23 protein-coding genes are annotated in these 26,598 nt (G+C 56.5%); 13 read left to right on the forward strand and 10 right to left on the reverse strand.

All coding sequences use genetic code 11. The features are described 5' to 3' along the window. Window position 1: 1 nt before the first annotated feature. The 10 genes from aaeA to csrD all read right to left on the reverse strand — a co-directional run bounded on the left by aaeA (window position 2) and on the right by csrD (window position 13,965). On the reverse strand, window positions 2-931 hold the full coding sequence (gene aaeA / locus LAC65_RS14250) for a p-hydroxybenzoic acid efflux pump subunit AaeA (protein ID WP_039380683.1): 930 nt from the start codon (window positions 929-931) through the stop codon (window positions 2-4). An 8-nt stretch (window positions 932-939) separates the two neighbouring features. Continuing rightward, window positions 940-1,143, reverse strand: coding sequence for a p-hydroxybenzoic acid efflux pump operon protein AaeX (gene aaeX / locus LAC65_RS14255; protein WP_065648072.1), 204 nt, complete (start codon window positions 1,141-1,143; stop codon window positions 940-942). Window positions 1,144-1,520: 377 nt separating this feature from the next. Continuing rightward, window positions 1,521-2,966: a metalloprotease TldD gene (gene tldD, locus LAC65_RS14260; protein ID WP_039380688.1), complete on the reverse strand. Its 1,446-nt coding sequence runs from the start codon at window positions 2,964-2,966 to the stop codon at window positions 1,521-1,523. A 64-nt stretch (window positions 2,967-3,030) separates the two neighbouring features. Next, entirely contained in the window at window positions 3,031-6,825 is a 3,795-nt protein-coding gene (gene yhdP, locus LAC65_RS14265; RefSeq protein ID WP_039380691.1) for an AsmA2 domain-containing protein YhdP, read from the reverse strand. Between the two features lie 47 nt (window positions 6,826-6,872). After that, on the reverse strand, window positions 6,873-8,342 hold the full coding sequence (rng, locus tag LAC65_RS14270; protein ID WP_039380693.1) for a ribonuclease G: 1,470 nt from the start codon (window positions 8,340-8,342) through the stop codon (window positions 6,873-6,875). Further along, a complete protein-coding gene (locus LAC65_RS14275) occupies window positions 8,332-8,925 on the reverse strand; it encodes a Maf family protein (protein WP_039380695.1) in 594 nt (197 codons plus the stop codon). The genes rng and LAC65_RS14275 overlap by 11 nt, the downstream gene beginning before the upstream one ends. 8 nt (window positions 8,926-8,933) lie before the next feature. Next, entirely contained in the window at window positions 8,934-9,422 is a 489-nt protein-coding gene (gene mreD / locus LAC65_RS14280) for a rod shape-determining protein MreD (RefSeq protein WP_039380697.1), read from the reverse strand. After that, complete coding sequence (mreC, locus tag LAC65_RS14285; RefSeq protein ID WP_039380699.1) at window positions 9,419-10,453, reverse strand: rod shape-determining protein MreC; 1,035 nt, start codon at window positions 10,451-10,453, stop codon at window positions 9,419-9,421. Before mreC ends, mreD begins: the two co-directional genes overlap by 4 nt. A gap of 212 nt (window positions 10,454-10,665) precedes the next feature. Further along, window positions 10,666-11,709 (reverse strand): rod shape-determining protein MreB, encoded by a 1,044-nt coding sequence (gene mreB, locus LAC65_RS14290; protein ID WP_003855260.1) that lies wholly within the window; start codon window positions 11,707-11,709, stop codon window positions 10,666-10,668. A gap of 309 nt (window positions 11,710-12,018) precedes the next feature. Continuing rightward, window positions 12,019-13,965 (reverse strand): RNase E specificity factor CsrD, encoded by a 1,947-nt coding sequence (gene csrD / locus LAC65_RS14295; protein ID WP_039380701.1) that lies wholly within the window; start codon window positions 13,963-13,965, stop codon window positions 12,019-12,021. Window positions 13,966-14,262: 297 nt separating this feature from the next. On the opposite strand from csrD, the gene msrP reads away from it, so the two are divergent. The 13 genes from msrP (at window position 14,263) to LAC65_RS14360 (ending at window position 26,595) form a co-directional block, all read left to right on the forward strand. Further along, entirely contained in the window at window positions 14,263-15,267 is a 1,005-nt protein-coding gene (msrP, locus tag LAC65_RS14300) for a protein-methionine-sulfoxide reductase catalytic subunit MsrP (RefSeq protein ID WP_039380705.1), read from the forward strand. Next, window positions 15,268-15,870, forward strand: a complete 603-nt coding sequence (msrQ, locus tag LAC65_RS14305) for a protein-methionine-sulfoxide reductase heme-binding subunit MsrQ (RefSeq protein WP_039380708.1) — start codon at window positions 15,268-15,270, stop codon at window positions 15,868-15,870. 232 nt (window positions 15,871-16,102) lie between these two features. After that, window positions 16,103-16,555: a type II 3-dehydroquinate dehydratase gene (gene aroQ / locus LAC65_RS14310; protein WP_039380711.1), complete on the forward strand. Its 453-nt coding sequence runs from the start codon at window positions 16,103-16,105 to the stop codon at window positions 16,553-16,555. Window positions 16,556-16,576: 21 nt separating this feature from the next. After that, window positions 16,577-17,041, forward strand: a complete 465-nt coding sequence (gene accB / locus LAC65_RS14315; RefSeq protein ID WP_039380716.1) for an acetyl-CoA carboxylase biotin carboxyl carrier protein — start codon at window positions 16,577-16,579, stop codon at window positions 17,039-17,041. A gap of 11 nt (window positions 17,042-17,052) precedes the next feature. Next, window positions 17,053-18,402 carry an acetyl-CoA carboxylase biotin carboxylase subunit gene (gene accC / locus LAC65_RS14320; protein ID WP_039380720.1) on the forward strand — a complete coding sequence of 450 codons (1,350 nt, stop codon included), beginning with the start codon at window positions 17,053-17,055 and terminating at the stop codon, window positions 18,400-18,402. 71 nt (window positions 18,403-18,473) lie between these two features. Beyond that, window positions 18,474-18,716 carry a YhdT family protein gene (locus LAC65_RS14325; RefSeq protein WP_039380724.1) on the forward strand — a complete coding sequence of 81 codons (243 nt, stop codon included), beginning with the start codon at window positions 18,474-18,476 and terminating at the stop codon, window positions 18,714-18,716. Beyond that, window positions 18,706-20,151 carry a sodium/pantothenate symporter gene (gene panF, locus LAC65_RS14330; protein WP_039380727.1) on the forward strand — a complete coding sequence of 482 codons (1,446 nt, stop codon included), beginning with the start codon at window positions 18,706-18,708 and terminating at the stop codon, window positions 20,149-20,151. The genes LAC65_RS14325 and panF overlap by 11 nt, the downstream gene beginning before the upstream one ends. Before the next feature lie 11 nt (window positions 20,152-20,162). Beyond that, window positions 20,163-21,044: a 50S ribosomal protein L11 methyltransferase gene (prmA, locus tag LAC65_RS14335; RefSeq protein ID WP_039380731.1), complete on the forward strand. Its 882-nt coding sequence runs from the start codon at window positions 20,163-20,165 to the stop codon at window positions 21,042-21,044. 371 nt (window positions 21,045-21,415) lie between these two features. Beyond that, window positions 21,416-22,381 carry a tRNA dihydrouridine synthase DusB gene (dusB, locus tag LAC65_RS14340; protein ID WP_039380734.1) on the forward strand — a complete coding sequence of 322 codons (966 nt, stop codon included), beginning with the start codon at window positions 21,416-21,418 and terminating at the stop codon, window positions 22,379-22,381. Between the two features lie 24 nt (window positions 22,382-22,405). Further along, the gene (fis, locus tag LAC65_RS14345; RefSeq protein WP_003855228.1) at window positions 22,406-22,702 is read left to right on the forward strand and encodes a DNA-binding transcriptional regulator Fis; all 297 of its coding nucleotides are present in this window, start codon (window positions 22,406-22,408) and stop codon (window positions 22,700-22,702) included. A gap of 505 nt (window positions 22,703-23,207) precedes the next feature. Further along, window positions 23,208-24,233 (forward strand): amino acid ABC transporter substrate-binding protein, encoded by a 1,026-nt coding sequence (locus LAC65_RS14350; RefSeq protein WP_039380737.1) that lies wholly within the window; start codon window positions 23,208-23,210, stop codon window positions 24,231-24,233. Between the two features lie 68 nt (window positions 24,234-24,301). Then, window positions 24,302-25,480, forward strand: a complete 1,179-nt coding sequence (locus tag LAC65_RS14355; protein WP_039380739.1) for an amino acid ABC transporter permease — start codon at window positions 24,302-24,304, stop codon at window positions 25,478-25,480. 14 nt (window positions 25,481-25,494) lie between these two features. Then, window positions 25,495-26,595 (forward strand): amino acid ABC transporter permease, encoded by a 1,101-nt coding sequence (locus LAC65_RS14360; protein WP_039380742.1) that lies wholly within the window; start codon window positions 25,495-25,497, stop codon window positions 26,593-26,595. The last annotated feature ends 3 nt before the right edge of the window (window positions 26,596-26,598 follow it).

The following is a 26,598-nucleotide window of genomic DNA, read 5'->3' on the forward strand; positions in this document are numbered from 1 at the left end:
CTTAACCAAACTCACGCAGGCGATTGAAGAATTGCGCCAGCGGCGAGGCGTTGGTCTGCCGATCCTGCTCACCGGTGATCACCACGGTCGCGGTTGTGCCTGCCGGGAAGCGGTTGCCAGGCTGGGCATCAAGACGGATACGCACCGGCACGCGCTGCGCCAGGCGCACCCACTCCAGATTAGAGTCCACCGTTGCCATACCTTTATTATCAATGCTGCTGCTGCTGTTGGTCACCCCGGCAGCCACGCTGTCCACCGTGCCGCGTAACACGGTATTGCTGCCCAGCGGCGTGACTTCAGCGCGAAAGCCCGGACGCACGCCGCTGAGTTTGGTCTCTTCCATATAAGCCAGCACGTAGAAAGAGTGCTGCTGTACCAGCGCGACCGCCACGGAGCCGCGCGTAATGAACTCACCCTCATAGACATTGAGGTTGGTCACCCAGCCATCAGAGGGGGCTTTGATCGTGGTACGGTCGAGATCGATAACCGCCAGATCGCGGGTAGCGATCGATTTCGCCAGCTGATGTTCACTGGTCTGCAGATCGCTGTTAGCCTGTTCAATCGCCTCACGCGACATCGCGCTGGTACCGAGCTGATTACGGCGTCCCGCCTCGCGGCGTTTTTCACTCACCAGCGCCTGATAGTAGTCCACGTCTGCCTGCGCCTGCGCCAGCGCTTTCTGATAGCGCGGCCGGTCGACGATAAACAGCGTATCGCCCTTTTTCACCAGCTGGTTATCATGTACCGGCACGTCGGTGATCAGACCGGTGACATCAGGTGCGATAGCCACCACATCCGCAGAGAATTTAGCATCGCGTGTCCACGGGGATTCGGTGTAGAACACCCAGGCGCGGAAGACAATCACGACGGCGATGATAACCAGCAGGAGCGTAATCGCGTAACGCGCGATTTTTCTTATGAGCGCTTTCACTTAAAACCTCAGATGAATAGACGGGATACAAGATAAAACACACAGCAATACAGGGCCGTGTTAAACAGGGCCGGATGCCAGACCAGATCGTAGATCCCGCTTGGCGTCAGCACACGTTTCACCAGCCAGAACAGCGCCAGCGAAACCAGTAGTTCAATGAAGATGGGCGGGAAAGATAGCCCGAATACGACAAATACCGGAAGCACACTCATTTCGGTTCCTTAGTTCGACCTTGCCGGGATCGCACCGCTTTTACCCCCACGCTGTGCCGCACCGGGAATGGTTAAGCAGGCAGCAGAAAAATGGCAGTAACCTTCAGGCCGCCCTGCGCTAATCATAGCGTATCATCAGCCTGTCTGGTCCGTAACGGAATGCAGTGCATAAACCCAGCGCGCGTATAATAACGTTCCTGACTATATGTTTTCTACAAATCGTGACATAAATCACTTTTTAATCCGAATAAATAATCGCACGACTTAGCGCGATGTCTGTTTTTGCCAAAGTGGCTGAATCGGAGGCATTTATAGCTGACGCAGCCACAAAAAAGGCTGCCCGTAGGCAGCCCTTATAGTGACAGAGGTTCAGCACCTCAGGCGGTGCCGCCTACGGTGATTTTGTCCAGCTTCAGCGTCGGCTGGCCCACGCCAACCGGGACGCTCTGTCCCTCTTTACCGCATACGCCGACGCCTTTATCCAGCGCCAGATCGTTACCGACCATTGAGATTTGCTGCATCGCTTCAATGCCGGAACCAATCAGCGTAGCGCCTTTGACCGGCCGGGTAACTTTACCCTTCTCAATCAGATACGCCTCTGAGGTAGAGAAGACAAATTTGCCCGAGGTGATATCGACCTGACCACCGCCGAAGTTAGGCGCATAGAGGCCATATTCCACGCTTTCGATGATCTCCTGCGGCGTGGACTTGCCCGCCAGCATGTAGGTATTAGTCATGCGCGGCATCGGCAGATGCGCATACGATTCGCGCCGGCCGTTACCGGTTGGCGGCACACCCATCAGGCGGGCGTTAAGCTTATCCTGGATATAGCCCTTCAGGACGCCATTTTCGATCAGCATATTGTACTGACCCGGAACGCCCTCATCATCCACCGCCAGCGAGCCACGCAGCCCCTCCAGCGTGCCATCATCCACCACGGTGCAGAGTTCCGAAGCAACCAGCTGCCCCATCTTGCCGCTGAATACCGACGTTTCACGACGGTTAAAGTCGCCCTCAAGGCCATGTCCTACCGCTTCGTGCAGCAGCACACCCGGCCAGCCAGCGCCCAGCACGACCGGCAGCGCGCCAGCTGGGGCTGCAACTGCAGAGAGGTTAACCAGCGCCATACGCACCGCTTCGCGCGCCCAGGCGTCAGCCCGGACGTCACCGCTCTCATCGGCGAGGAAAAATTCATAGCCGGTACGCGCGCCGCCGCCGCTTGAGCCGCGCTCGCGCTTGCCCTGATCTTCCACCTGCACGCTGATTGACAGACGCACCAGCGGACGAATATCGGCTGCCAGCGTCCCATCGGTTGCCGCAACCAGCACCTGTTCATAAACGCCGCTCAGGCTGGCATTGACCTCCTGTACGCGCGGGTCGGCCGCGCGCGCCACGCGGTCCACGCGATGCAGCAGGGCGATTTTATCTTCGCGCGTCAGGCTATCGAGCGGGTTAACCGGCGCATAGAGCGAACGTTGCATTACTGCCTGCAGCGTATGTGCGGTGCCATTGCCCTGCTCGCGTACGATACTGCGCGCGGCTTCTGAAGACTGCCGTAGCGCATTCAGGGTGATCTGGTCTGCATAAGCGAAGCCGGTTTTTTCACCGCTTACGGCACGTACGCCAACGCCCTGATCGATATGGTAGGAGCCATCTTTAATAATTTTATCTTCCAGCACCCAGGATTCATGGAAGCTGGACTGAAAATAGAGATCGGCATAATCCAGACGACGTTCTGAAAGCTGCCCTAACAGGGAATGGAGGTCCTGCTGATTAATGCTGTTCGCAGCTAGTAACTGCTCACTTACCAGATTCAGAGTCATCGTTTCTCACTCATTATGTGCTCAGATAGTCATAGCCTGCGGCAATTCCCCGACGGCGTCAAATTCACTTGCTGCCGGCGTCGCGCGCTTTGCGCAGCACTTCACTGATTTCCGGTTTATCCAGCGGGCCACTGATGTGATAGCGCAGCAGGGAAATCTTGTTCCAGAGCGGTCCCAGTACCTTGCTGGCGGCAAAAACGGCGGCGCCAACCACCGGATTGATCGCAAACGCCGTTGCCACACCGACCGACGCGGAGATCTCCGGCGCCACGACCGCTTCCATATCGATCTTCCGCTGTACCAGATCGATCCGGCCCTGCATCGCGATATCTGCCTCCAGCCCATCTACCAGCAGGTTATCGGTGCGCATGACGCCGTTTTCGATCCAGGCGGTGCCGTTGATTGAATCAAAATAGAAGCCATCGCTGAAGGTATCGCTGAAATCCAGACGCAGTTTGCGCAGCAGCGCATCAAAACTGACCAGACGCAGCAGCTGTCCTGCCCGTCCGGTATTGACATCGGCGATCTCTCCTTTGCCAAAGTGCGTTTTCAGCGTGCCGCTCAGCGACGCCTCAGCAGGCTGCCAGGGCGCGGCGCGCCAGTGCAGGTCATAATCCACGTTAAACGGCGCATCGCGCAGCGGCGTGTTCATACCGAACCAGTTAGTGGCGTCATTAATATTGCTGCCGCTCAGGCGTCCCTTCAGCGAGGTGCGCAGATTGCCCGGTGAATTAACCCATTCGCCACTGATGCTGAGCCGGGCGCTGCCGCTGTCCACAATCCCGTTAGTGAGTGCTAACGTCTCTCCGCGCGGCGTCAGCGTCGCAGCCATCCGGCCGAACTTCTGTCCGCGCAACCAGCACTCATCGCAGTTAAGCTGCAGCGCAGGCCACTGGCTGAAATCGATGCCGCTGTCGCCGCTGAACGGTGATGACGCCTGCTTGCTGCCGGTCTCTTTCCATTGCGGGTTGTAATAAAGGTAGTTCAGATTGATGCGCCACGGTGCACGCTGCGCTGTTGTCAGCGTGCCGCGCGCTTCACGACTCTCCAGCTTCAGCTGCGCATCACCGCCCGTGCCCTGCAGCAGAGTGGCGCTGAGATCGTGCCACTGCTGTCCGCCCAGCGTCAGGGCTGGCGTATGCAGCGTGACGTCGCCCGGTAAGCCGACCCCACCCACCTGCGTGGCGCCCTCTCCGCTGCCGCCCGCTCCGGCCAGTACACCGAGCCAGGCCTCCCCATCCAGCGGCGGCAGGTTTAATACCATACCGCGCTGCGCCGGCAGCGCCGGCGTTGCCGTGGTCTGGTTCTGCCAGATGCCGCGTTCGACGCGCAGCTGCGGCTCCAGCAGCCAGCGGCTGTTAAAGCGGTGCATCTCGCCCACGCTGCCGCTGAGCATAAAGCCGTTCAGATCGCCTTTCGCCTTAACCGTCACCGGCAGCGTCTCACCGGCAGACTTTGTCAGCGGCGCAGGTAAGTGACTGCTTACTGCTTTGCCATCGCCCCTGAGATCGACGCTGTAGGTCGCGCCTCCGCTATGCGGCAGCGTAATATCCACATCGCCCTGCCAGGCGAGTGAACCGCTGAGCTGACGCGCTACCGCCGCTGGCATCACGCTGAGACGCGCGGGCTGCCAGTCGCCCAGCAGGCGGACGTTAACGCCAAAATCCTGCGGATTCTCCTGCGTGCTGAAGGTCACGCCCAGCGGCTGACCAAACCAGTTTGCCTGCATCTCTTCGCTTTCAAGGTTGCCGTTGTTATAGCGGAAACGTCCTGTCAGCTGCGTCAGCGTGCTCTTCAGCGGTTTAATATGCAGCGTGTTGTTATTCATAACCACGTTGCCGCTGGCGTGTACCTGTTCGCCATCCAGCGGGATCTCCAGGTTGAGCGTGCTTTTTACATTGCCCCCAACCTGCAGCTGCTGCAGCGCAGCGCCGAGCGACGATTTCAGCGGCGTCTCATTAAAGTAGGCCCCGATATCCTCTCCCTGCCCGCTCAGGTCGCCAGCGATCAGCAGTTTCTCTTTAAGATAATCCGGAATAACGGCCGTGACGTTACGCGCCCCGACCTTGCCCAGGCGCGCCTTATCGGCGCGCATCCACAGGCCGTCATTCACAAAATCGAGATCGATATCCAGATTCTGCAGGGCTGGCCAGCCCGGCTGAAAGCGAAACGCGGCGTTGCGCAGCGGCACCTGAACTTCAAACATGCCATCGTTATGCTTAAACGGGAACAGGCGCGGATCGCCGGCGAACAGCAGCGTGGCGTTATCCGTCTCCCCGCCTTTTATCGCTTCGCTCAGGTAGTGCGTCAGGTTATGCCCCATCAGCGGTTCCGGCAGATAGCGCCAGGCATCACCCGCGTCGGTTACGCGAATGCCGGCCAGAATATCGAGCCGTGGTGCAGTGTCACTGTTTTGCTGATAGCGAAAATCACCGCGCGCCCAGAGCGATCGCGCCTGCACATCCAGCTGATGTCCGGCCAGCGTCAGGCCATGACGGTCGCGCAGCCAGCTCAGCTGGCCACTCAGCTGATGAATATCCAGCGGCGCCTGGAACATATCACCATAGGGCACTTCAGCCTGCCCCATGCTGAGATCAACCTGACCATTGCTTACGCTGCCGCTGGCGCGCCCGCTGAGATTGCTGATGCCCGGCAGCAGCTTCCAGTTATGCCATGCCAGATCGCGCCACGTTGCCTGCAGTCGCGTCTGCTCCGGCTGCGCCAGCGGAATATCCAGTGCCAGCGTATCGATATAACCGCGCGGCTGCAGCGCACGCCAGGTATCCAGCAGCGTCGGCGAGAGCGGGCCAATCAGCGGCACCAGCGGTGCAAACCGCTGCAGGTCCAGCCGGGTAGCACGCACGCGGATCTCCGCTGCCGCTTTATCCTCAGGCTGCCACAGCAGCGCAATCCGGCCGGGCGCCCAGGCCACGCCATCGGTGCTGAGCCGGGTCTGCGGTATGTTCAGGCTCCAGCCGTCGCGCGAGCGCGCCAGGTGCGCGGTCAGTCCGTCAATCTGCAGCTGATGGTCGCGCTGCTCGCCGCGCCAGCGCGCCCCACCCTGTTTAATCAGCACATCACCCGCATAGAGTTCGCCATCGCGCAGGCTGGCCCACGCCGCCAGGCTGATACGCACGCTCTCCAGACTGGTGTTATCACGCAGCCAGCGGCCAATCCAGGGGCGCACATCCACATCGTCTGCCTGCATCCAGATGCGACCGTCGTTCAGCAGGCCACGGGTATCATTTAAGTCCAGCCTGACCTGCACAACACCATGCTGGCCGGTAAAACTGCTGAGGCTGACCTCGCCTTCAGCACGATGCCGGCTGGCTTCATTCAGCCAGGTGAGGCGCGGTATCGCCAGCTCGGCATGCTGGCCTGAAGGCGTCAGAAAGCGGATAGTGCTGTCGCGCAAATCGAAGTGATCGAACTGGCGCAGGAAGAGGTCGTTGATCTGAGCAGGCTTGATGCTGGTGGTATCGCTGTCGCGGGCAAACAGCGGCCGCTCCGTCGCCAGACGCAGCTGCCAGAAGGTGAGATCGCGGAACTGCCAGCGCCAGTGCAGCAGCGACTGCCAGACATCCAGCGCAAGAGTGACGCGGCCAATGTGCAGTTCGCCATCCTGCTTCATATCAATGCGCAGATCGCGTACCTGCAGCGTCGGGCCAAAATTCTGCCACGTTCCCTGCAGTTCGCTGGCGTCTGCAGTGACGCCGCTGATGCGTGAAACCGTCTGCAGAATGTCGCTGCGATAGCTGTTGAGATGCGGCATCACCAGACGCAGCCCGCTCACCAGCAGCGCCACAATGACAATCACTGTGGCGATCAGCAGTAACAAAATCCCTGGCAACCGCCTCACACATCTCTCCTTGCTGGTCACTGGATAATAACGTCTGGCCGCAGGCCTTACATCATGACGACGTCAAACTGCTCCTGAGTATAGAGCGGTTCAACCTGAACTTTGACCTGTTTGCCGACAAAGATTTCGACTTCGGCCAGCGCATGCGACTCATCTGTTTTCAGCGCTTCGCCTACTGCCGGCGAGACGTAAACCAGAAAGCGGTCGGAGTCATAGGCGTGATGCACACGTACGATTTCACGCATAATTTCATAGCAGACGGTCTCTACCGTTTTCAGCGAGCCGCGTCCTTTACACACCGGGCAGTCGGCACAGAGCACATGCTCAATGCTTTCTCGCGTTCTTTTACGGGTCATTTCCACCAGGCCCAGCGCTGAAAAGCCATGGATACCGGTTTTAACCCGATCTTTACTCAGCGCACTCTCCAGCGAATGCAGCACGCGACGGCGGTGATCGTCATTACTCATGTCGATAAAATCGATAATGATAATACCGCCGAGGTTACGTAACCGCAGCTGACGGGCAATAGCCTGCGTCGCTTCGATATTGGTATTAAATATGGTTTCATCCAGGTTACGGTGGCCAACAAACGCCCCGGTGTTGATATCTACCGTGGTCATCGCCTCCGTCTGATCGATAATCAGGTAGCCACCCGATTTAAGCTCGACCTTGCGCTCCAGCGAACGCTGAATTTCATTTTCTACATCATAGAGATCGAAAATAGGCTGCTTGCCGCTGTAATGCTCCAGCTTGCCCGCCATTTCGGGAATATATTCGCTGGTAAATTCCACCAGCAGATCGCAGGTCAGACGCGAATCGACGCGAATGCGATCCAGCGCGGCGCCGGCAAAATCGCGCAGCACACGCTGCGCCAGCGCCAGTTCACCATAGAGCAGGCAGCGCGTCTGATTACGCTTTTTGCGCTCGCTGACTTTTGTCCACAGGCGTTTAAGAAACGCCGCATCCTGCGCCAGCTCTTCTGCGCCAATGCCTTCCGCAGCGGTACGAATAATAAAACCGCCCAGATCGTCACAGTAGGCAGCGACGACCGCTTTCAGTCGCTCGCGTTCCGCCTCACTTTCAATACGCTGTGAAACACCCACGTGTGATGCGCCGGGCATGAAAACCAGATAACGGGACGGCAGTGTGATATCGGTGGTCAGGCGTGCGCCCTTGGTGCCGAGCGGATCTTTCACTACCTGCACCATCAGATCCTGTCCCTGGCGTACCAGCTCGGCGATGTCGCGTACAACAAAATTTTTCTTTTCATCGCCGGCAACACACTCGGTGTGCGGCATGATGTCGGAGGCGTGCAGAAAGGCGGCTTTATCCATGCCAATATCGACAAAGGCGGCCTGCATACCCGGCAGCACGCGGCTGACCCGGCCTTTGTAGATGTTGCCAACAATGCCGCGTCGCGCTTCGCGCTCAATATGAATTTCCTGCAAAATGCCGCCATCAATATAGGCAACGCGCGTTTCCGAAGGTGTCACATTTACCAGCAGTTCAGCCGTCATTCTGTCCCCTTAATGCACGCAGCGACTGAAAATGGCTCAGCAGCTCTGTGGTTTCCACCAGCGGTAGTCCCACTACGGCGTAGTAGCTGCCATTAATCGTGCGCACGAAATTACCGCCCAGACCCTGAATGCCATAGGCGCCCGCCTTATCCATCGGTTCGCCACTGGCGATATAGTGCGCGATTTCATCAGCGGTCACGTTGCGGAAGGTCACATCGGTAAGCACCAGGCAATCCAGCAGCGTCTCGCTGTCAGCCAGCGCTATCGCGGTCATCACCTGATGCGTCTGTCCGGAGAGCCTTGCCAGCATCTCTGCGGCGTGTTCTGCATCACGCGGTTTTTCCAGTACGTCACCATTCAGCACCACAATCGTGTCCGCGCCCAGTACCGGCAGATCCCGGGGCGCCATAGCGACACCGGCGCGGGCTTTATCCGCCGCCAGTCGGCGAACGTAATGTTCAGCCGCTTCGTCGGGCTGACGCTGCTCTTCGGTATGGGTTAACAGACGCTCAAACTGCAGCCCAAGCTGCGTAAGCAGCTCGCGCCGGCGGGGCGAGCCGGAAGCCAGATACAGGGTAATCATTGTGTTCCTTACTGAACGGCAAACTGCCGGCGGATCTTTCTCATCAATAAGAATAGCCAGGGCCAGAGGATGCCGTCGACCACGCTACTCCAGAAAATTTCTGGCCGGAATGAGACGTCTATGACCAGGAATTCAGCCCAAAAAACAATGACATCTACTGCCAGTGAAAGAACCATAACCATTAACGCCTGCTGCCACAATGCGAGGTTGCGGAACAGCTGGAATTTAAAGGCGACCAGGTAGGCGATGATACTGAAGGCCAGCGCGCGTACGCCCAGCGTGGAGCCGGCAATCAGATCCATAACGGCACCGAGAAAGAATCCGGTGCCGACGTTGACCCGATGCGGCAGCGCCAGCACCCAGTAGATCAGAATAAGCAGCAGCCACGACGGCCGGAACATATAGAACTGCTCCGGCCACGGCATGATTTGCAGAATTAATGCCAGCAGAAAAGAGAGCCAGATTACCCACCGTCCCTGACTGCGATATCGGCTCAAGGCTGGCCCCCACGCGTGTTCGCCGGCGTGCTCTGCGCACTCCCGCTGGCCGCAGAAGATGGCGGTCCCATCTGCTGACTCTGCTGCATCCCCGCGGGCGCTGGCGGCCCCATTTCACCCGCCGGTGGCAGCACCTGAGGCATCATCTGCATCAGACGCTCGTTCGCTACGCGATGTACCTCATCCGGTGCCATCGGCATATCGCCATTTTTATCTGCTCCCCACAGCAGCAGCAGGTAGCGCAGACGCTGCAGCCCGGCAGTCGGACGCGCCTGAATGACCGTATAGGCTCGCTGGGTATCTACTTTGACTGACGACACGACGCCGACCGGATAACCTTCCGGGAACCGGCCGCCGAGGCCGGATGTCACCAGCACGTCGCCGACGCGAATATCAGTATTGCCTGGCAGATGCTCCAGCTGCAGATCTTCGCTGCAGCCGTTACCGGCAGCAATAACGCGAATATCGTTACGCAGCACCTGAATCGGCAGCGCGTGAGAGGCGTCGCAGATCAGCAGCACGCGGCTGGTCAGCTGGCCAACGGCCACCACCTGCCCGACAACGCCTTTATCGCTGATCACCGGCTGACCTTCGTAAACGCCGTTTACGCTGCCCTTATCGATCACCACCTGATCGGTATAAGGATCGGTGCCGGTTGAGATCACCTGCGTCACCATTTTGTGCTCATCCTGACGCAGCGGCGATCCAAGCAGCTCGCGCAGGCGGGCATTTTCCTGCTTATATTGCCCCAGCATCAGCAGATCGCTGTTTTTCAGGAAAAGCTCGCGGCGCAGCGCTTTGTTCTCCAGCTCCAGCTGCTGACGGGATGCCAGCGTATCCGACACGCCGTCAAGCAGCTGTCGCGGGCCGTTGGCCAGAAAATAAAATGGGCTGACTGACGTGTCCAGATAGTTGCGGATCCGGGAGAAAGTACTTACGCGGCTGTCGGCGATGATAATCGCAATTGCCACGATAACGGCCAGAAAGAGACGCAACTGCAGGGAAGGCCCCCTGCTAAAAATCGGCTTCATAAATTCTGCGAATTCCTCGACATCAGGGAAGAAGCACCAGTCCGCAGACCCGCGCCTCCAGGGCTGGACGCACTATGCCGTCATACGCAGCCGCGCCATTTACCCATGCCTGAACCGCCGCTGCATAATACAACGCTGCGTGCGGTTCAGTTTATGATGAGTATTGTCGCGATTCCCTGCGCAATATGACCATGGTCGCAGCCAGTGAGGAATTACTCCTCGCTGAACAGATCGCCACCATGCATGTCGATCATCTCCAGCGCTTTACCGCCGCCACGCGCTACGCAGGTCAGCGGATCTTCCGCTACCACGACCGGAATACCTGTCTCTTCCATCAGCAGGCGATCCAGATTACGCAGCAGTGCGCCACCGCCGGTCAGCACCATGCCACGCTCTGAAATATCAGAAGCGAGCTCTGGCGGACACTGCTCCAGCGCAACCATAACTGCGCTGACGATGCCGGTCAGCGGCTCCTGCAGCGCTTCAAGAATTTCATTTGAGTTCAGCGTAAAGCCACGCGGCACGCCTTCTGCAAGGTTACGGCCGCGCACTTCGATTTCGCGCACTTCGTCGCCCGGATAGGCTGAACCGATTTCATGCTTGATACGTTCTGCGGTGGCTTCACCAATCAATGAACCGTAATTGCGGCGCACGTAATTGATGATAGCTTCATCAAAGCGATCGCCACCGATACGTACAGAAGAGGAGTAGACCACGCCGTTCAGGGAGATCACGGCGACTTCAGTCGTACCGCCACCGATATCCACGACCATAGAACCGGTTGCTTCAGAGACCGGCAGGCCGGCACCGATAGCCGCAGCCATCGGCTCTTCAATCAGGAATACTTCGCGTGCCCCTGCGCCCTGCGCAGATTCACGGATAGCGCGACGCTCAACCTGGGTCGCGCCGACCGGTACACACACCAGTACGCGCGGACTCGGGCGCATAAAGCTGTTGCTGTGTACCTGCTTAATAAAGTGCTGGAGCATTTTTTCAGTCACGAAGAAGTCGGCAATCACGCCATCTTTCATCGGACGAATAGCGGCAATGTTGCCCGGCGTACGGCCAAGCATCTGCTTTGCGTCATGACCAACAGCCGCTACGCTCTTTGGGGAGCCGGCGCGGTCCTGACGGATAGCAACCACTGAAGGCTCGTTCAGCACGATGCCCTGTCCTTTTACATAAATCAGGGTATTCGCAGTACCCAGGTCAATGGACAAGTCATTGGAAAACATGCCGCGAAATTTTTTAAACATACTAAGGGATAATCCTGCAAGCTGGGGGCGGAAAATAAAATCCGCTTACTCTACCAACCACACGAAGCCGCTACAAGGCGCAAAAACGTTCGGCTAAGGTGAAAAAATAGACCGTATACTTTTTCCGGCCGGTACTGTTCGCTACTGGCAGCGCCAGATAGCGCTAAACGGCCCTCTTTAACGCAAATTGCCCGGACCTGCGGCGGGGTTATCGACATAAAATTTAACATTTCATGCCTCTGGCTCTGCCCGCTCCCGCTGGTTAATGCCAGAAAAACATCGCTTGCCGGGACAAACCCTGCCAGCGCATCAAATACGGTAACGTTGCGAGTGTTTTTTAACGTTACTGTTAACGGGTAAGGAAGGCGCAAACAGATCGCCCTGCCCGCCCGATACCCCAAGCGCAGTCAGGGTTTGCCATTCAGCCCGGGTACGCACGCCAGCAGCAAAAACATAGCTGGAGGTGGATTTACATACTTCCAGCAGGCTTTGCACAAAAAGCTGATTCTCTGTGCGGCGATCGATATTGCGTACTAATCCCGGATCCAGCTTAATCACATCAACAGGAAGCTGGCGGATGTAGGCGCTACTGACCACCGTCATTCCCGCCTGATCAACTGCGATACGACAGCCAAACGTGGTGAGCATGTGAAAAACCGGCAGCAAACGATTGATGTGTTGACACACATCCGCCTCGGCAAGTTCAAATAAAAATCGCCGGCGCTGGGATTTATTACACTGCAGCAGCAATTTTTGCAGCCAGCGCTGGAACGGGCGCTGCAGCAGTGAATCGATACTTACCGGCAGCGCCAGCGTCTCATCCGGCCACACTTCTGTCAGCGCGGCGATGCGCGTCACCAGCTGGCGATCCCAGCTGTCAGTGAGCCCCAGCTGCATAACCAGCGGCATAAACTCGGCGGCAACCACTTCTTTATCACCATCAAATATGCGCGCCAGCATCTCACGGTGGTGAACTTTACCATCCAGCAGTACCGCAGGCTTTTGATAAAGACGGGGACCACCGCGATTGAGCGTATTCTCCAGCAGCGTACGCCAGCGCACGCTGCCGCGGCCCATCTCCAGCGGATTACCCTCGCCCACCGACCAGGTATTGCCTCCCTGCAGCACGGCGCGCCGCGTGGCCAGCTCTACGCTCTCCATCACCTGCAGTACGCTCTGTCCGCTGCACCAGGCGTTGATGCCGATATGGATTAAATCATCACGATCCACCCTGCGCATCGGCGGCAGCGAGTCCACCGCATTGATGAGCTGCTCGGCGATGCTGTTTGCCTCTTTCAGCGTCCGGTGCGGCAGCAATACGGCAAAATCGCTGCGAAAATAGCGTGCCAGCAGCGCCCCCGGATAGCGCAGCACAAACGTAGAAAACATATTGATAATATCAAACAGGTACTCTTCGGCCAGCGTCGGACCAATTATCTCATGCAGATTGTCGAAGTCAGGCAGGCGGATCATCATTACCACGCCATGCGTACCAACATCCTCCTGATCCTCCAGCAGCGTCGCCAGCTGGTTATCAAAAAAGAGGCGATTGTTGAGACCCGTGCGCGCATCCTGAGCCGCAAACGTGCGGATCAGCGTATCGATTCGCAGACGCTGCTCCCCCGCTTCCTGCAGATCGCTGAGCAGCGTATCCAGCGCGCGGCTGGCTTTGGCCGGCCATTCAGTGGTGCCCGGGACGCGGGCGATTCGCTCGCCGGCAATAATGCGTTCCGCGCGCGCCTCCAGCCGATCCATATTGCGCCAGCGGCGATTAAGCCAGTGGTGCGTCATCGCCAGCAGCGCCGCCATAATGGCAACCACGCTCAGCAGCACCACCAGCGTATAGGCGCCGGTAAAGGAGCGGAACCAGGTTTTTGCCGGATCGAGAACCACGACGCGCAGTTGCATCTCGGGCGCATGCACCAGGGGCAGCTCAAACTGGATAAACCGGTTAGGCTCATCTTCCAGCATCGGATTCTCATGGCGGGTAAGACGGAATACTTCGCCTTCGTCATTAAGCAGCGTGACCTGCTCAGCGTTGATCACCGGCATCAGCCGCGTCAGCCACTGTTCAACCTCCTGCGGCGACTGAGTCATCAGCGCTTTGTCGACTTCGGTCGCCAGCGTATCGATACGGCTCTCAACGCGCTCCTGCGACAGCCAGATAAAACTAAAAGCGCAGCCTACCAGCATCAGTAACATTGCCAGTAAGCTTAATAATGTAATAAACGCAGAAAACTTCGTTGTTAATCGCATCCCTGTGCCTGTACCACTGCGGTTATAAACGGGCAGCCAGCCTGTGCGTCATTCAGCTGACGCAATCCTGAGCAAAGTACCATAAATAGCTGTCTGAATCAGCGCCAATGCTCCGGCAAGCACGCTGTCGCGCGAGTATAACGGTAAAGTCACGGCGCCTGACTGCCGGGCGGTCTTTTTCGTCCTATTCTCAACAGAGGCTGTCTGCCAGGAAATTTCATATTTTCCCCGGCAAAGTGGCATCGCCGATGGGGTTTACGCATCTTACTGATCACTGCTTATCTGCCGGAGAAGACCATGAAGTTCAAGCACGCTCTCACTGAAGCTGATGTTACCCCGGAAAACATCTTTGCGCTGCGCCGGCGTCAGGTGCTGAAGGCGCTGGGCATTGGCGCTGCCGCCGCAACGCTGCCGGGTAGCGCGCGGGCGGACATTCTGAGCTGGTTTAAAGGAAACGATCGTCCGCCGGCACCGGCAGGACGCGATTTGACGTTCACCAAACCCGCACAGTGGCAGGCGGATCTCCCCCTGACGCCTTACGATAAGGTCGCGGGCTACAATAACTTTTATGAGTTTGGCCTGGATAAGGCCGATCCCGCGGCCAACGCCGGCTCACTAAAGACTGAACCCTGGCAGCTGCGTATTGAAGGTGAAGTGGCTAAGCCCATGACGCTGGATATGGATGACATTTTTAAACGCTTTGCCATGGAGCAGCGTATCTACCGTATGCGTTGCGTCGAAGCCTGGTCAATGGTCGTGCCCTGGGTGGGCTTTGAACTCAGTAAGCTGCTGAAGCTGGCTGAACCCACCAGCAACGCACGCTATGTGGCGTTTCAGACGCTCTACGACCCTGAGCAGATGCCAGGCCAGAAAGATCGCTTTATTGGCGGCGGGCTCGACTATCCCTATGTTGAAGGATTGCGGCTGGATGAAGCGATGCATCCGCTGACGCTGCTCAGCACCGGTGTCTATGGCAAAGCGCTGCCGCCGCAGAATGGTGCCCCGATACGCCTGACGGTGCCGTGGAAATATGGTTTCAAAGGCATTAAGTCGATTGTGAAAATCACCCTGACCGCTGAACAGCCGCCGACCACCTGGAGCCAGATTGCCGCCAGCGAATATGGGTTTTACGCCAATGTGAACCCGCATGTTGATCATCCGCGCTGGTCACAGGCGACAGAGCGTTTTATCGGCGCGGGCGGCCTGCTCAACGTAGAGCGGCAGCCTACGCTGCTGTTTAACGGTTATGCACGTGAGGTTGCGTCACTCTATCGCGGGCTCGATCTGCGGGAGAATTTTTAAATGCGACTGACCCTGAGACAGGTTACCTGGCTTAAAGTGGTGCTGCACCTGGCCGCCCTGCTGCCGCTGGTCTATCTGGTGCTTTCGGCTGCTCAGGGCTGGCTGAGCGCCGATCCGGCCAAAGATATTCAGCACTTTACCGGCAGAATGGCGCTGAAGCTGTTGCTGGCAACGCTGCTGGTCAGTCCGCTGACGCGCTACCTGAAACAGCCACTGCTGATTCGCACCCGCCGGATGCTGGGACTCTGGTGCTTTGCCTGGGCCACGCTACATCTGATCAGCTACTGGCTGCTGGAGCTGGGCTTTACGCATCTGCGTCTGCTCGGCAGTGAAATTTTCGCCCGCCCCTATCTGCTGCTGGGTATGATCAGTTGGGTAGTGCTATGTGCGCTGGCAATAACCTCGTTTCAGCGCGCGCAGCGCAAACTGGGCAGACGCTGGCAAACGCTGCATAACGCTATCTATCTGGTAGCGATCCTCGTTCCCATTCACTATCTCTGGTCAGTCAAAGTCCTGTCACCACAGCCGTGGCTCTATGCGCTGGCAGCCGCACTGCTGCTGGCGTGGCGCTACAAAAAGTTACGCAAAAGCTTCAGCCGCTGATTTTCCTGAGGTTGTTTTCTCCCCCCGCTTTCTGTTAAAACGTGTGGCCTTCGGGCCGCACCGGATCAACTTCGCAGATAAGACCAGTATTTTGCTGCGAATTGTCCCGAAACGGATATAATGCCCGGCTTTATTGCAAGCAAACCCTTCTTTTTCACTCTCAAGGGTGACAAATGAAGGATGTCGCGGTATTTTACGCGATGCCCTAATGATTGCAGGAGATAGCCGCAAGATGGCGCATAAATTTCACATACTGTTGTTGAACGGTCCCAACCTGAATTTGCTGGGAACGCGCGAGCCTGACAAGTATGGTCATGCCACGCTGGCTGATATCGTCAGCGATCTGGTGCAGCAGGCTGACCAGCACCATGTGAAATTGAGTCATTTGCAATCGAACGCAGAATATCAGCTGATCGATCGTATTCACGCCGCGCGCAGCGATGTGGATTACATCATCATCAATCCGGCTGCGTTCACGCACACCAGCGTTGCGCTGCGTGATGCTTTGCTGGCGGTAAGCATACCTTTTATTGAGGTGCATCTCTCCAACGTGCATGCACGCGAGCCGTTCCGGCACCACTCCTATCTTTCCGATGTATCTGCCGGCGTCATTTGTGGACTTGGCGCGGATGGGTACGCGTGGGCTTTACAAACGGCGATAAAACGCCTGTCACATTCCAATTAAACAGAGTACGGAACCACACTCATGGATATTCGTAAAATTAAGAAACTGATCGAACTGGTTGAAGAGTCCGGCATTGCTGAGCTGGAAATCTCTGAAGGCGAAGAGTCAGTTCGCATCAGCCGTTCACCTGCCAATGTCGGTTATCCTATGATGCAGCAGGCTTATGCTGCACCTGCTCCGCAGCCTGCACTGGCCGCTGCCGTTGCGCCGGTTGCTGCCGCTCCGGTTGAAGCAGCTAAGCCTGAAGTCAGCGGTCACATTGTCCGTTCACCGATGGTCGGCACCTTCTACCGCACCCCAAGCCCGGACGCAAAAGCGTTTGTGGAAGTGGGTCAGAAAGTGAACGCTGGCGATACCCTGTGCATCGTTGAAGCGATGAAAATGATGAACCAGATCGAAGCCGATAAATCCGGCGTTGTGAAGGCGATCCTGGTAGAAAGCGGCCAGCCGGTTGAATTTGACGAGCCGCTGGTCGTCATCGAATAACGAGGCGAAGCATGCTGGATAAAATTGTCATTGCTAACCGTGGTGAAATCGCGCTGCGCATTCTGCGTGCCTGCAAAGAGCTGGGCATCAAAACCGTAGCGGTCCACTCCACGGCAGATCGCGACCTCAAGCACGTGCTGCTGGCAGATGAAACTGTCTGCATCGGCCCGGCGCAGTCGGTCAAAAGTTACCTGAATATTCCGGCCCTGATCTCTGCCGCTGAAATTACCGGCGCCGTTGCGATCCATCCGGGATATGGCTTTCTGTCTGAGAACGCTGATTTTGCTGAGCAGGTTGAGCGTTCAGGCTTTATCTTTGTGGGTCCGAAAGCGGATACGATCCGCCTGATGGGCGACAAAGTTTCTGCTATTACCGCGATGAAAAAAGCGGGCGTGCCGACCGTTCCGGGTTCAGATGGCTCACTGACTGATGATATGGATAAGAACCGCGCTATCGCGAAGCGTATCGGCTATCCGGTTATCATCAAAGCCTCTGGCGGCGGCGGCGGACGCGGTATGCGCGTTGTACGCCATGAAAAAGATCTTGAGCAATCCATCGGCATGACGAAAGCGGAAGCCAAAGCGGCTTTCAGCAACGACATGGTCTACATGGAGAAATTCCTCGAGAATCCGCGCCATATCGAAATTCAGGTGCTGGCCGACGGTCAGGGTAACGCTATCTATCTGGCGGAGCGCGACTGCTCCATGCAGCGTCGCCACCAGAAAGTAGTGGAAGAAGCACCTGCGCCAGGCATTACGCCGGAACTGCGTCGCTTTATTGGCGAGCGCTGCTCCAGCGCTTGTGTGGAAATTGGCTATCGCGGGGCCGGTACTTTTGAGTTCCTGTATGAAAACGGTGAGTTCTACTTCATTGAGATGAACACCCGTATTCAGGTTGAACATCCGGTTACCGAAATGATCACCGGCGTTGATCTTATCAAAGAGCAGCTGCGTATTGCTGCCGGTCAGCCGCTGTCAATCAAACAGGAAGATGTGGTCGTGCGCGGTCATGCGGTGGAATGCCGTATCAACGCCGAAGATCCTAATACCTTCCTGCCAAGCCCGGGTAAAATTACGCGTTTCCACGCGCCGGGTGGTTTTGGTATACGCTGGGAATCGCACATCTACGCTGGCTACACCGTGCCGCCGTACTACGATTCCATGATTGGCAAACTCATTACTTACGGCGAAACCCGTGAAGTGGCGATCGCCCGCATGAAAAATGCGCTGGCTGAGCTGATCATCGACGGTATCAAAACCAACGTCGAGCTGCAGATGAAAATCATGTCCGACGAAAACTTCCAGCAGGGTGGCACCAACATCCACTATCTGGAGAAAAAACTCGGCCTGCACGAAAAGTAATCGCAGCGCAGAGCACGACAGAGGCCGGTTAATCCGGCCTTTTTTATTGTTATCGCCTGTGAGGTTATCTGATGGATTGGCGTTTTCTACAAGCGAACAAAGAGGCGCGCTGGTCGCTGGGCCTCTCTCTCGCGTATCTGCTGGTGTGGGCCCTGTCTGCCTGGCTCGGCGGCACGCAAAGCGGAATATCTGGCCTGCCCCGCTGGTTCGAACTCTCCTGCATATTTGCACCGCTACTGTTTACCGGACTCTGTGCGCTGATGGTCCGCGTCATTTTCCGTGATATGTCACTGGAGGACCGTGATGGAGAGTGAGATCCTTCTGCCGCTGCTGGCTTACCTGGTACTGATCGCCGTGCTGTCGGTAATCGCCATGCGCAAACAGCGCCAGGGCAGTTTTCTGACTGAATATTTTCTCGGCAGCCGCTCCATGGGCGGGTTTGTGCTGGCCATGACGCTGACCACAACCTATATCAGCGCCAGCTCATTTATAGGGGGTCCTGGTGCCGCCTATAAATATGGTCTGGGCTGGGTACTGCTGGCGATGATTCAGGTCCCTGCCGTCTGGCTATCACTGGGCGTGCTCGGCAAGAAATTTGCCATTCTGGCCCGGCGCTATAACGCAGTAACGCTCAACGATATGCTTTATGGTCGCTATCGCAGCCCACTGCTGATCTGGCTGGCCAGTATCAGCCTGCTGGTGGCATTTATTGGTGCTATGACCGTGCAGTTTATCGGCGGCGCTCGCCTGCTGGAAACGGCGGCGGGCATTCCTTACGATACGGGCCTGCTGATTTTTGGCGGGACTATCGCCCTTTATACGGCTTTCGGGGGCTTTCGCGCCAGCGTGCTGAACGATGCGATGCAGGGGCTGGTGATGCTGGCTGGCACGTTTCTGCTGCTGTTTGCCGTTATTCATCATGCCGGCGGGCTGAGTCACGCGGTCAGCACGCTGCGCGCTATCGATCCGCAGCTGGTGTCGCCGGAAGGGGCAGGCAATGTGATTACACCTGCCTTTCTCAGCTCATTCGCCGTACTGGTCTGCTTTGGCGTCATCGGTTTGCCGCATACCGCCGTACGCTGCATCTCTTACAAAGACAGCAAGGCGATGCATCGCGGGATCATTCTCGGCACCATCGTGGTGGTGCTCCTGATGCTGGGGATGCATCTGGCTGGTGCGCTGGGACGTGCGGTGCTGCCCGATTTAACCATACCTGACCAGGTGATCCCGACGCTGATGATTACCGTACTGCCGCCGATGGCAGCCGGCATTTTTCTTGCCGCACCGATGGCGGCTATTATGTCGACCATTAACGCGCAGCTCCTGCAGGCATCCGCTACGCTGATCAAAGATCTCTATCTGCGTATTGCGCCCCGGCAGAGTGAAAATGAAGCGCGGCTGCGCATGCTCTCCGGCACGATTACTTTTGTGCTGGGCATCCTGCTGCTGCTGGCGGCCTGGAATCCGCCGGATATGATCATCTGGCTTAATCTACTGGCGTTTGGCGGGCTGGAAGCGGTCTTTCTGTGGCCGCTGGTGCTGGGTCTCTACTGGGAGCGCGCCAACGCTGCCGGGGCCATCAGCGGTATGATCGCTGGTGCCGGAAGCTATACGCTGCTCGCCAGCCTGAATATTGAATGGTGGGGACTCCACCCTATTGTTCCCGCGCTCACCCTGAGCCTGCTCGCTTTTCTGGCAGGTAACCTGTTTGGCAGCGCGTCTGCGACGCACGACGCTGCACTGAAATAAAGAGAAACGCTATGCCATGGATTCAAATCAAGATTAACAGCACCGGAGAACAGGCTGAGCCGCTGAGCGATGCTCTGATGGAAGTGGGTGCTGTCTCAGTAACGTTTCAGGATACGCACGACAATCCGGTGTATGAACCCCTCCCGGGTGAAACCCGGTTGTGGGGTGATACTGATGTCATCGGCCTGTTTGACGCCGAAAGTGATATGGATGAGGTGGTAGCCGCACTGCGTCTGCAGCCGGTGCCGGGATCAACCTTTCACTACAAGATCGAGCAGATCGAAGATAAAGACTGGGAGCGCGAGTGGATGGACAACTTCCATCCGATGCGCTTTGGTGAGCGCCTGTGGATCTGTCCAAGCTGGCGCGATGTTCCCGATCCGGACGCGGTCAACGTTATGCTCGATCCCGGCCTGGCCTTCGGCACCGGAACTCACCCTACCACCTCACTCTGCCTGAGCTGGCTGGATGGTCTCGATCTGCAGGGCAAAACGGTGATCGACTTTGGCTGCGGCTCCGGCATTCTGGCGATCGCCGCGCTCAAGCTGGGTGCCGCACAGGCGATCGGGATCGATATCGATCCGCAGGCCATTCAGGCGAGTCGTGATAATGCTGAACGCAACGGCGTGGCAGATCGCCTGTCGCTCTACTTGCCACATCAGCAGCCTGAAAACCTGCAGGCTGACGTGGTGGTCGCCAATATTCTGGCGGGCCCGCTGCGCGAACTGGCACCGCTGATTGGCGTTCTGCCAAAAGCAGGCGGCTACCTCGGCCTCTCTGGCGTGCTGGCCAGTCAGGCAGAAAGCGTCTGTGAAGCTTACGCTGAGCGCTTCGCGCTTGATCCGGTTGCGGAGAAAGAGGAGTGGTGCCGTATTACCGGGCGCCTGCGTTAGTTTTTGCCCCAGGTCTGCAAGCGCAAGCCTGGGGTTTCTTCGGAACAGATAGCGTGCGGCACCTGCCCTGTCTTCGGACAGAATAATTTTGTATTAAATTTGCGCAAATAGCCGTTAATTCTGTGGTTAATTCGTTAAAATCACGGCTTTTATATCGTGTTTTGCGGTCTGAATTCAGAAAAACTTTTGTTCACAATTTCGCCTTAAATATTTAAATACATGATTTTAAAAGGCTATTGTGAGAGGAATGATGGTCGCAGCGCACAGACTTTAATGTTAAGAGGCTGTTGTTCAAAGTTTGGCCTTTCATCTTCCGGAAAAAATGCGTAATATACGCCGCCTTGCGAACAGTTAGGGTCACTTCTTTTTTCATGCGCATTGGACACCACCAGCTACGTAATCGCCTCATTGCTGCGCCTATGGCCGGAGTAACCGACAAGCCATTTCGCACACTCTGTTACGAGAACGGCGCCGGTATGACTGTCTCCGAGATGCTGTCATCTAACCCGGAAGTCTGGGCCAGTGACAAATCCCGGCTGCGTATGGTGCATAGTGACGAGCCCGGCATTCGTGCCGTGCAGATTGCTGGCTGCGATCCCGATGAGATGGCTGCCGCCGCGCGAATTAACGTTGCGTCTGGCGCGCAGGTTATCGATATCAATATGGGCTGTCCGGCTAAAAAAGTGAATCGTAAGATGGCTGGCTCCGCGCTGCTGCAGCATCCGCAACTGGTAGAATCGATTCTCCGTGCGGTGGTTAACGCAGTAGACGTACCGGTTACGCTGAAAATTCGCACCGGCTGGGACAAAGAAAATCGTAATTGTACAGAGATTGCCCAATTGGCTGAACGTTGTGGCATTCAGGCTCTCACCATTCATGGACGCACCCGCGCCTGTTTGTTTGAGGGGCAGGCTGAATACGACAGCATTCGGACAGTTAAGCAGAGCGTTTCCATTCCGATTATCGCGAATGGGGACATAACTGACCCGCATAAAGCCAGGGCAGTGCTCGACTACACCGGGGCAGATGCTCTGATGGTAGGACGTGCTGCTCAGGGAAGACCGTGGATCTTCCGGGAAATCCAGCATTATCTGGACACAGGGGAGCTGCTTGCACCAAAGCCGCTGGCAGAGGTGAAGCAAATGCTGATTGGACATATACGGGAGCTGCACGACTTTTACGGTCAGCGCAAGGGATACCGTATTGCCCGAAAACACGTTTCCTGGTATTTGCAGGAAAGTGCCCCTGACGACCAGTTTCGGCGCACATTCAACGCCATTGAGGATGCCAGCGAACAGCTGGAGGCGTTGGAGGCATACTTCGAAAATCTTGCGTAAACGAAATAAAGAGCTGAAAGAACTATGTTCGAACAACGCGTAAATTCTGACGTACTGACCGTTTCTACCGTTAACTCACAGGATCAGGTGACCCAAAAGCCACTGCGTGATTCGGTTAAACAGGCACTGAAGAACTATTTTGCTCAACTGAATGGTCAGGATGTTAGTGATCTGTATGAGCTGGTACTGGCTGAAGTTGAGCAGCCTCTGTTGGACATGGTAATGCAGTATACCCGTGGCAACCAGACCCGTGCAGCCCTGATGATGGGTATCAACCGTGGTACTCTGCGTAAGAAGCTGAAAAAATACGGCATGAACTAATTGTTCGTTGCTGCGATAACGCCAGCCTCCGGGCTGGCGTTTTTGTTTCTGTCGCCGCTTCCGTCTGTTACCTCGCGTGAAACAGTTACCGCCTGAATGGTAACTATCGTTGCAATCTCCTGCGTCATTTTTCCTGCTTCCTCTCCTGCGTAAATCTGCGGGCTGTTAACACGTGCCTGGCACTATCCCCGGCCACTGCTGCGTTTACGCATAGCGGCATTAACGGGTCCGGCTAACGAGCGGTAGCTCACACTGCGCTCCAATAGTGAAACTATTTGCACTATTTGTGATCGCGGCGACTCGTCATGCTGCCTTTTGGTGCGCGATAGTAACCGCACGTTACTTCCTGCCCTTTTCTGACGCTCTTTCCTGAAGAATTCAGCCGGCTGCAAACCTGGCATCAGCTTTGCAACAGGCTGGATGGCTAATTGCCACTGACAGACAGCAGTGCACTACAAAGTGCACACCACAATAACAACAGACGAACCGCCACACAGGATGCTTTATGAAAAAGATGATGCTCTCCACCCTGATTGCCGCTGCCACGCTGCTGAGCGTGACTCAGCAGGCGCATGCAGGCGCTACTCTGGACGCAATTAAAAAGAAAGGCTTTGTGCAGTGTGGGATCAGTGATGGACTGCCTGGTTTCTCGTACGCAGATGCCAGCGGCAAATTCACGGGTATTGATGTGGATGTCTGCCGTGCCGCCGCCGCCGCCGTGTTTGGCGATGCCGGCAAGGTTAAATATACCCCGCTGACGGCTAAAGAGCGCTTTACTGCGCTGCAGTCGGGCGAAGTAGATATCCTGTCGCGTAATACTACCTGGACCTCTTCACGCGATGGCGGCATGGGCTTTCTGTTTGCCGGCGTAAACTACTATGACGGCATTGGCTTTCTGACGCATAAGAAAGCGGGACTGAAAAGTGCCAAAGAGCTGGATGGCGCAACGGTCTGTATTCAGGCGGGTACCGATACCGAACTGAATGTCGCCGACTATTTCAAAGCGAATAAAATGCAGTACACCCCGGTCACCTTTGACCGCTCCGATGAGTCAGCCAAAGCGCTTGATAGCGGCCGCTGCGATACGCTCTCCTCCGATCAATCCCAGCTCTATGCGTTGCGTATCAAGCTGGGCAAGCCTGACGAATTTATCGTACTGCCGGAAGTGATCTCCAAAGAGCCACTCGGGCCGCTGGTACGTCGCGGTGACGACGACTGGTTTACGATTGTTAAGTGGTCGCTGTTTGCCATGCTGAATGCCGAAGAGATGGGCATCAGCTCAAAGAACGTCGATCAGATGGCAGCAAAACCGACCACGCCTGATATGGCGCATCTGCTGGGTGCAGAAGGCGACTTTGGTAAAGACCTGAAACTTGATAATAAGTGGGCCTATAACATCATTAAGCAGGTGGGCAACTATCAGGAAATTTTTGACCGCAACGTCGGTAAAGATAGCGCGCTGAAAATTGCACGCGGACAGAATGCGCTCTGGAATCAGGGCGGTATTCAGTACGCACCGCCAGTGCGCTGATTTACTGCTGTGCCAGTCGGGCGCCGCGTCCTGTGGCGCCCACGCGTATCTATCATTGAGGTTTCAACATGTCGCAACGCCCAACCGTGAAAAGGGATTTTTCATTCGGTAACCCTGCGGTTCGCGCCTGGCTTTACCAGTTTGTCGCGATTATTGCGGTAGTGGCCGTGGTGGGATATTTAATCCACAACACCATTATCAATCTGGCTAACCGCGGCATTACGTCAGGTTTTGGCTTTCTGGAGCGCAGTGCCGGTTTTGGTATTGTTCAGCATCTGATTGACTACACCGAGGGAGATACCTACGCCCGGGTCTTTATGGTCGGGCTGACCAATACCCTGCTGGTCTCCGCCCTTTGCATCGTCTTTGCATCCCTGCTTGGCTTTGCGGTAGGCCTGGCGCGCCTGTCCGATAACTGGCTGCTGCGTAAGCTCTCTGCCATCTATATCGAGACGTTCCGTAATATTCCGCCGCTGCTGCAGATTTTCTTCTGGTACTTTGCCGTACTGCGTAATCTGCCGGGTCCGCGCCAGGCGCTGAACGCCTTTGACCTCGCCTTTGTCAGCAATCGTGGCTTGTATATTCCATGGCCCCAGTATGCACCTGGTACGCTGCCGTTTCTGGCTGCGCTGGCGTTAAGCATTATCGCCAGTCTGGCGCTGTTTCGCTTCAATCGTAAACATCAGCTGAAAACCGGTCAGCTGCGTCGTACCTGGCCCGCTGCAGCCGGGCTCATTGTGCTGCTGCCTCTGATTGCCCATACCCTGTTCGGCGCAGGCGTGCACTGGGATGTGCCTGAGCTACGCGGATTCAATTTCCGCGGTGGCTTTGTGATGATTCCGGAGCTGGCGGCGCTGACGGTGGCGCTCTCCATTTATACCTCTTCATTTATTGCTGAGGTGATCCGCGCCGGTATTCAGTCAGTACCACATGGCCAGAGTGAAGCGGCGCGCTCGCTGGGACTGCCGAATCCTGTGACGCTACGCCAGGTCATTATTCCCCAGGCGATGCGCGTCATTATTCCTCCGCTGACCAGTCAGTATTTAAACGTAGTCAAAAACTCGTCGCTGGCCGCCGCTATCGGCTACCCCGATATGGTGTCGCTGTTTGCCGGTACGGTGCTTAATCAGACCGGTCAGGCAATAGAAACCATTGCGATTACCATGGCGGTTTATCTCATTATCAGCCTGACCATTTCCCTGCTGATGAACCTCTATAACCGCAAAATTGCGCTGGTTGAGCGTTAAGGGAACGAAACACTATGTCTGTGACAACGCATGAAACGCCGCCGGTAAGCAGTAATCTGCTGCAGAAGAGCTGGAGCTGGGCGCGCAAAAATCTCTTCTCCGGCTGGCTGAATACCCTGCTTACGCTGGTCAGTCTGTGGCTCATCTGGAGTGTCATTCCACCGGCACTGAACTGGCTGATATTTCAGGCAAACTGGCTGGGCGAAACCCGGGCTGACTGCACTAAAGCGGGGGCCTGCTGGGTGTTTATCTATGCGCGCTTTGGTCAGTTTATGTATGGACTCTATCCGCACGAACTGCGCTGGCGAATCAACCTGGCTCTGATTATCGGTTTACTGTCAGTCATTCCGCTCTTTATCCGCGCCATGCCGCGCCGTGGTCGCTATCTTGCCTGCTGGGCGGTGCTCTATCCGGTCACGGTGTGGCTGCTGCTTTATGGCGGCTATTTTGGTCTGGAGCGGGTGGAAACCCGTCAGTGGGGTGGCCTGACGCTGACGCTGATTATCGCTTCCGTCGGTATCGCCGGCGCATTACCGCTGGGTATTCTGCTGGCACTGGGCCGGCGCTCAAACCTGCCGGTGGTGCGGACGCTATCCGTTATTTTTATTGAGTTCTGGCGGGGCGTACCGCTGATCACCGTGCTGTTTATGTCCTCTGTCATGCTGCCGCTGTTTATGGCGGAAGGCACGACTATCGACAAACTGGTTCGGGCGCTGGTTGGCGTGATTCTGTTTCAGTCCGCCTATGTGGCGGAAGTGGTGCGCGGCGGTCTGCAGGCGCTGCCAAAAGGCCAGTATGAAGCGGCTGAGTCGCTGGCGCTGGGATACTGGCGGACGCAGGCGCAGGTGATCCTGCCGCAGGCACTTAAGCTCACGATCCCCGGACTGGTGAATACCATTATCGCACTCTTCAAAGATACCAGTCTGGTGATCATTATCGGCCTGTTTGATCTGTTCAGCAGCGTGCAGCAGGCCACGGTCGATCCTGCATGGCTGGGCATGTCCACAGAAGGCTATGTCTTTGCTGCACTGGTCTACTGGATTTTCTGTTTTAGCATGTCGCGCTATAGCCAGTATCTGGAGAAGCGTTTTCACACCGGGCGTAAAGCGCACTGAGGT

This window comes from Pantoea eucrina, from assembly GCF_020079945.1.
GTDB classification, from domain to species: domain Bacteria; phylum Pseudomonadota; class Gammaproteobacteria; order Enterobacterales; family Enterobacteriaceae; genus Pantoea; species Pantoea eucrina.

Excerpts from the sequence above, each read along its gene's own strand:
- aaeX (WP_065648072.1), bottom strand. The coding sequence starts at position 1,143 with ATGAGTGTGCTTCCGGTATTTGTCGTATTCGGGCTATCTTTCCCGCCC.
- tldD (WP_039380688.1), bottom strand. The coding sequence starts at position 2,966 with ATGACTCTGAATCTGGTAAGTGAGCAGTTACTAGCTGCGAACAGCATT.
- rng (WP_039380693.1), bottom strand. The coding sequence starts at position 8,342 with ATGACGGCTGAACTGCTGGTAAATGTGACACCTTCGGAAACGCGCGTT.
- LAC65_RS14275 (WP_039380695.1), bottom strand. The coding sequence starts at position 8,925 with ATGATTACCCTGTATCTGGCTTCCGGCTCGCCCCGCCGGCGCGAGCTG.
- mreC (WP_039380699.1), bottom strand. The coding sequence starts at position 10,453 with ATGAAGCCGATTTTTAGCAGGGGGCCTTCCCTGCAGTTGCGTCTCTTT.
- mreB (WP_003855260.1), bottom strand. The coding sequence starts at position 11,709 with ATGTTTAAAAAATTTCGCGGCATGTTTTCCAATGACTTGTCCATTGAC.
- csrD (WP_039380701.1), bottom strand. The coding sequence starts at position 13,965 with ATGCGATTAACAACGAAGTTTTCTGCGTTTATTACATTATTAAGCTTA.
- msrP (WP_039380705.1), top strand. The coding sequence starts at position 14,263 with ATGAAGTTCAAGCACGCTCTCACTGAAGCTGATGTTACCCCGGAAAAC.
- msrQ (WP_039380708.1), top strand. The coding sequence starts at position 15,268 with ATGCGACTGACCCTGAGACAGGTTACCTGGCTTAAAGTGGTGCTGCAC.
- aroQ (WP_039380711.1), top strand. The coding sequence starts at position 16,103 with ATGGCGCATAAATTTCACATACTGTTGTTGAACGGTCCCAACCTGAAT.
- accB (WP_039380716.1), top strand. The coding sequence starts at position 16,577 with ATGGATATTCGTAAAATTAAGAAACTGATCGAACTGGTTGAAGAGTCC.
- accC (WP_039380720.1), top strand. The coding sequence starts at position 17,053 with ATGCTGGATAAAATTGTCATTGCTAACCGTGGTGAAATCGCGCTGCGC.
- LAC65_RS14325 (WP_039380724.1), top strand. The coding sequence starts at position 18,474 with ATGGATTGGCGTTTTCTACAAGCGAACAAAGAGGCGCGCTGGTCGCTG.
- panF (WP_039380727.1), top strand. The coding sequence starts at position 18,706 with ATGGAGAGTGAGATCCTTCTGCCGCTGCTGGCTTACCTGGTACTGATC.
- prmA (WP_039380731.1), top strand. The coding sequence starts at position 20,163 with ATGCCATGGATTCAAATCAAGATTAACAGCACCGGAGAACAGGCTGAG.
- dusB (WP_039380734.1), top strand. The coding sequence starts at position 21,416 with ATGCGCATTGGACACCACCAGCTACGTAATCGCCTCATTGCTGCGCCT.
- fis (WP_003855228.1), top strand. The coding sequence starts at position 22,406 with ATGTTCGAACAACGCGTAAATTCTGACGTACTGACCGTTTCTACCGTT.
- LAC65_RS14350 (WP_039380737.1), top strand. The coding sequence starts at position 23,208 with ATGAAAAAGATGATGCTCTCCACCCTGATTGCCGCTGCCACGCTGCTG.
- LAC65_RS14355 (WP_039380739.1), top strand. The coding sequence starts at position 24,302 with ATGTCGCAACGCCCAACCGTGAAAAGGGATTTTTCATTCGGTAACCCT.
- LAC65_RS14360 (WP_039380742.1), top strand. The coding sequence starts at position 25,495 with ATGTCTGTGACAACGCATGAAACGCCGCCGGTAAGCAGTAATCTGCTG.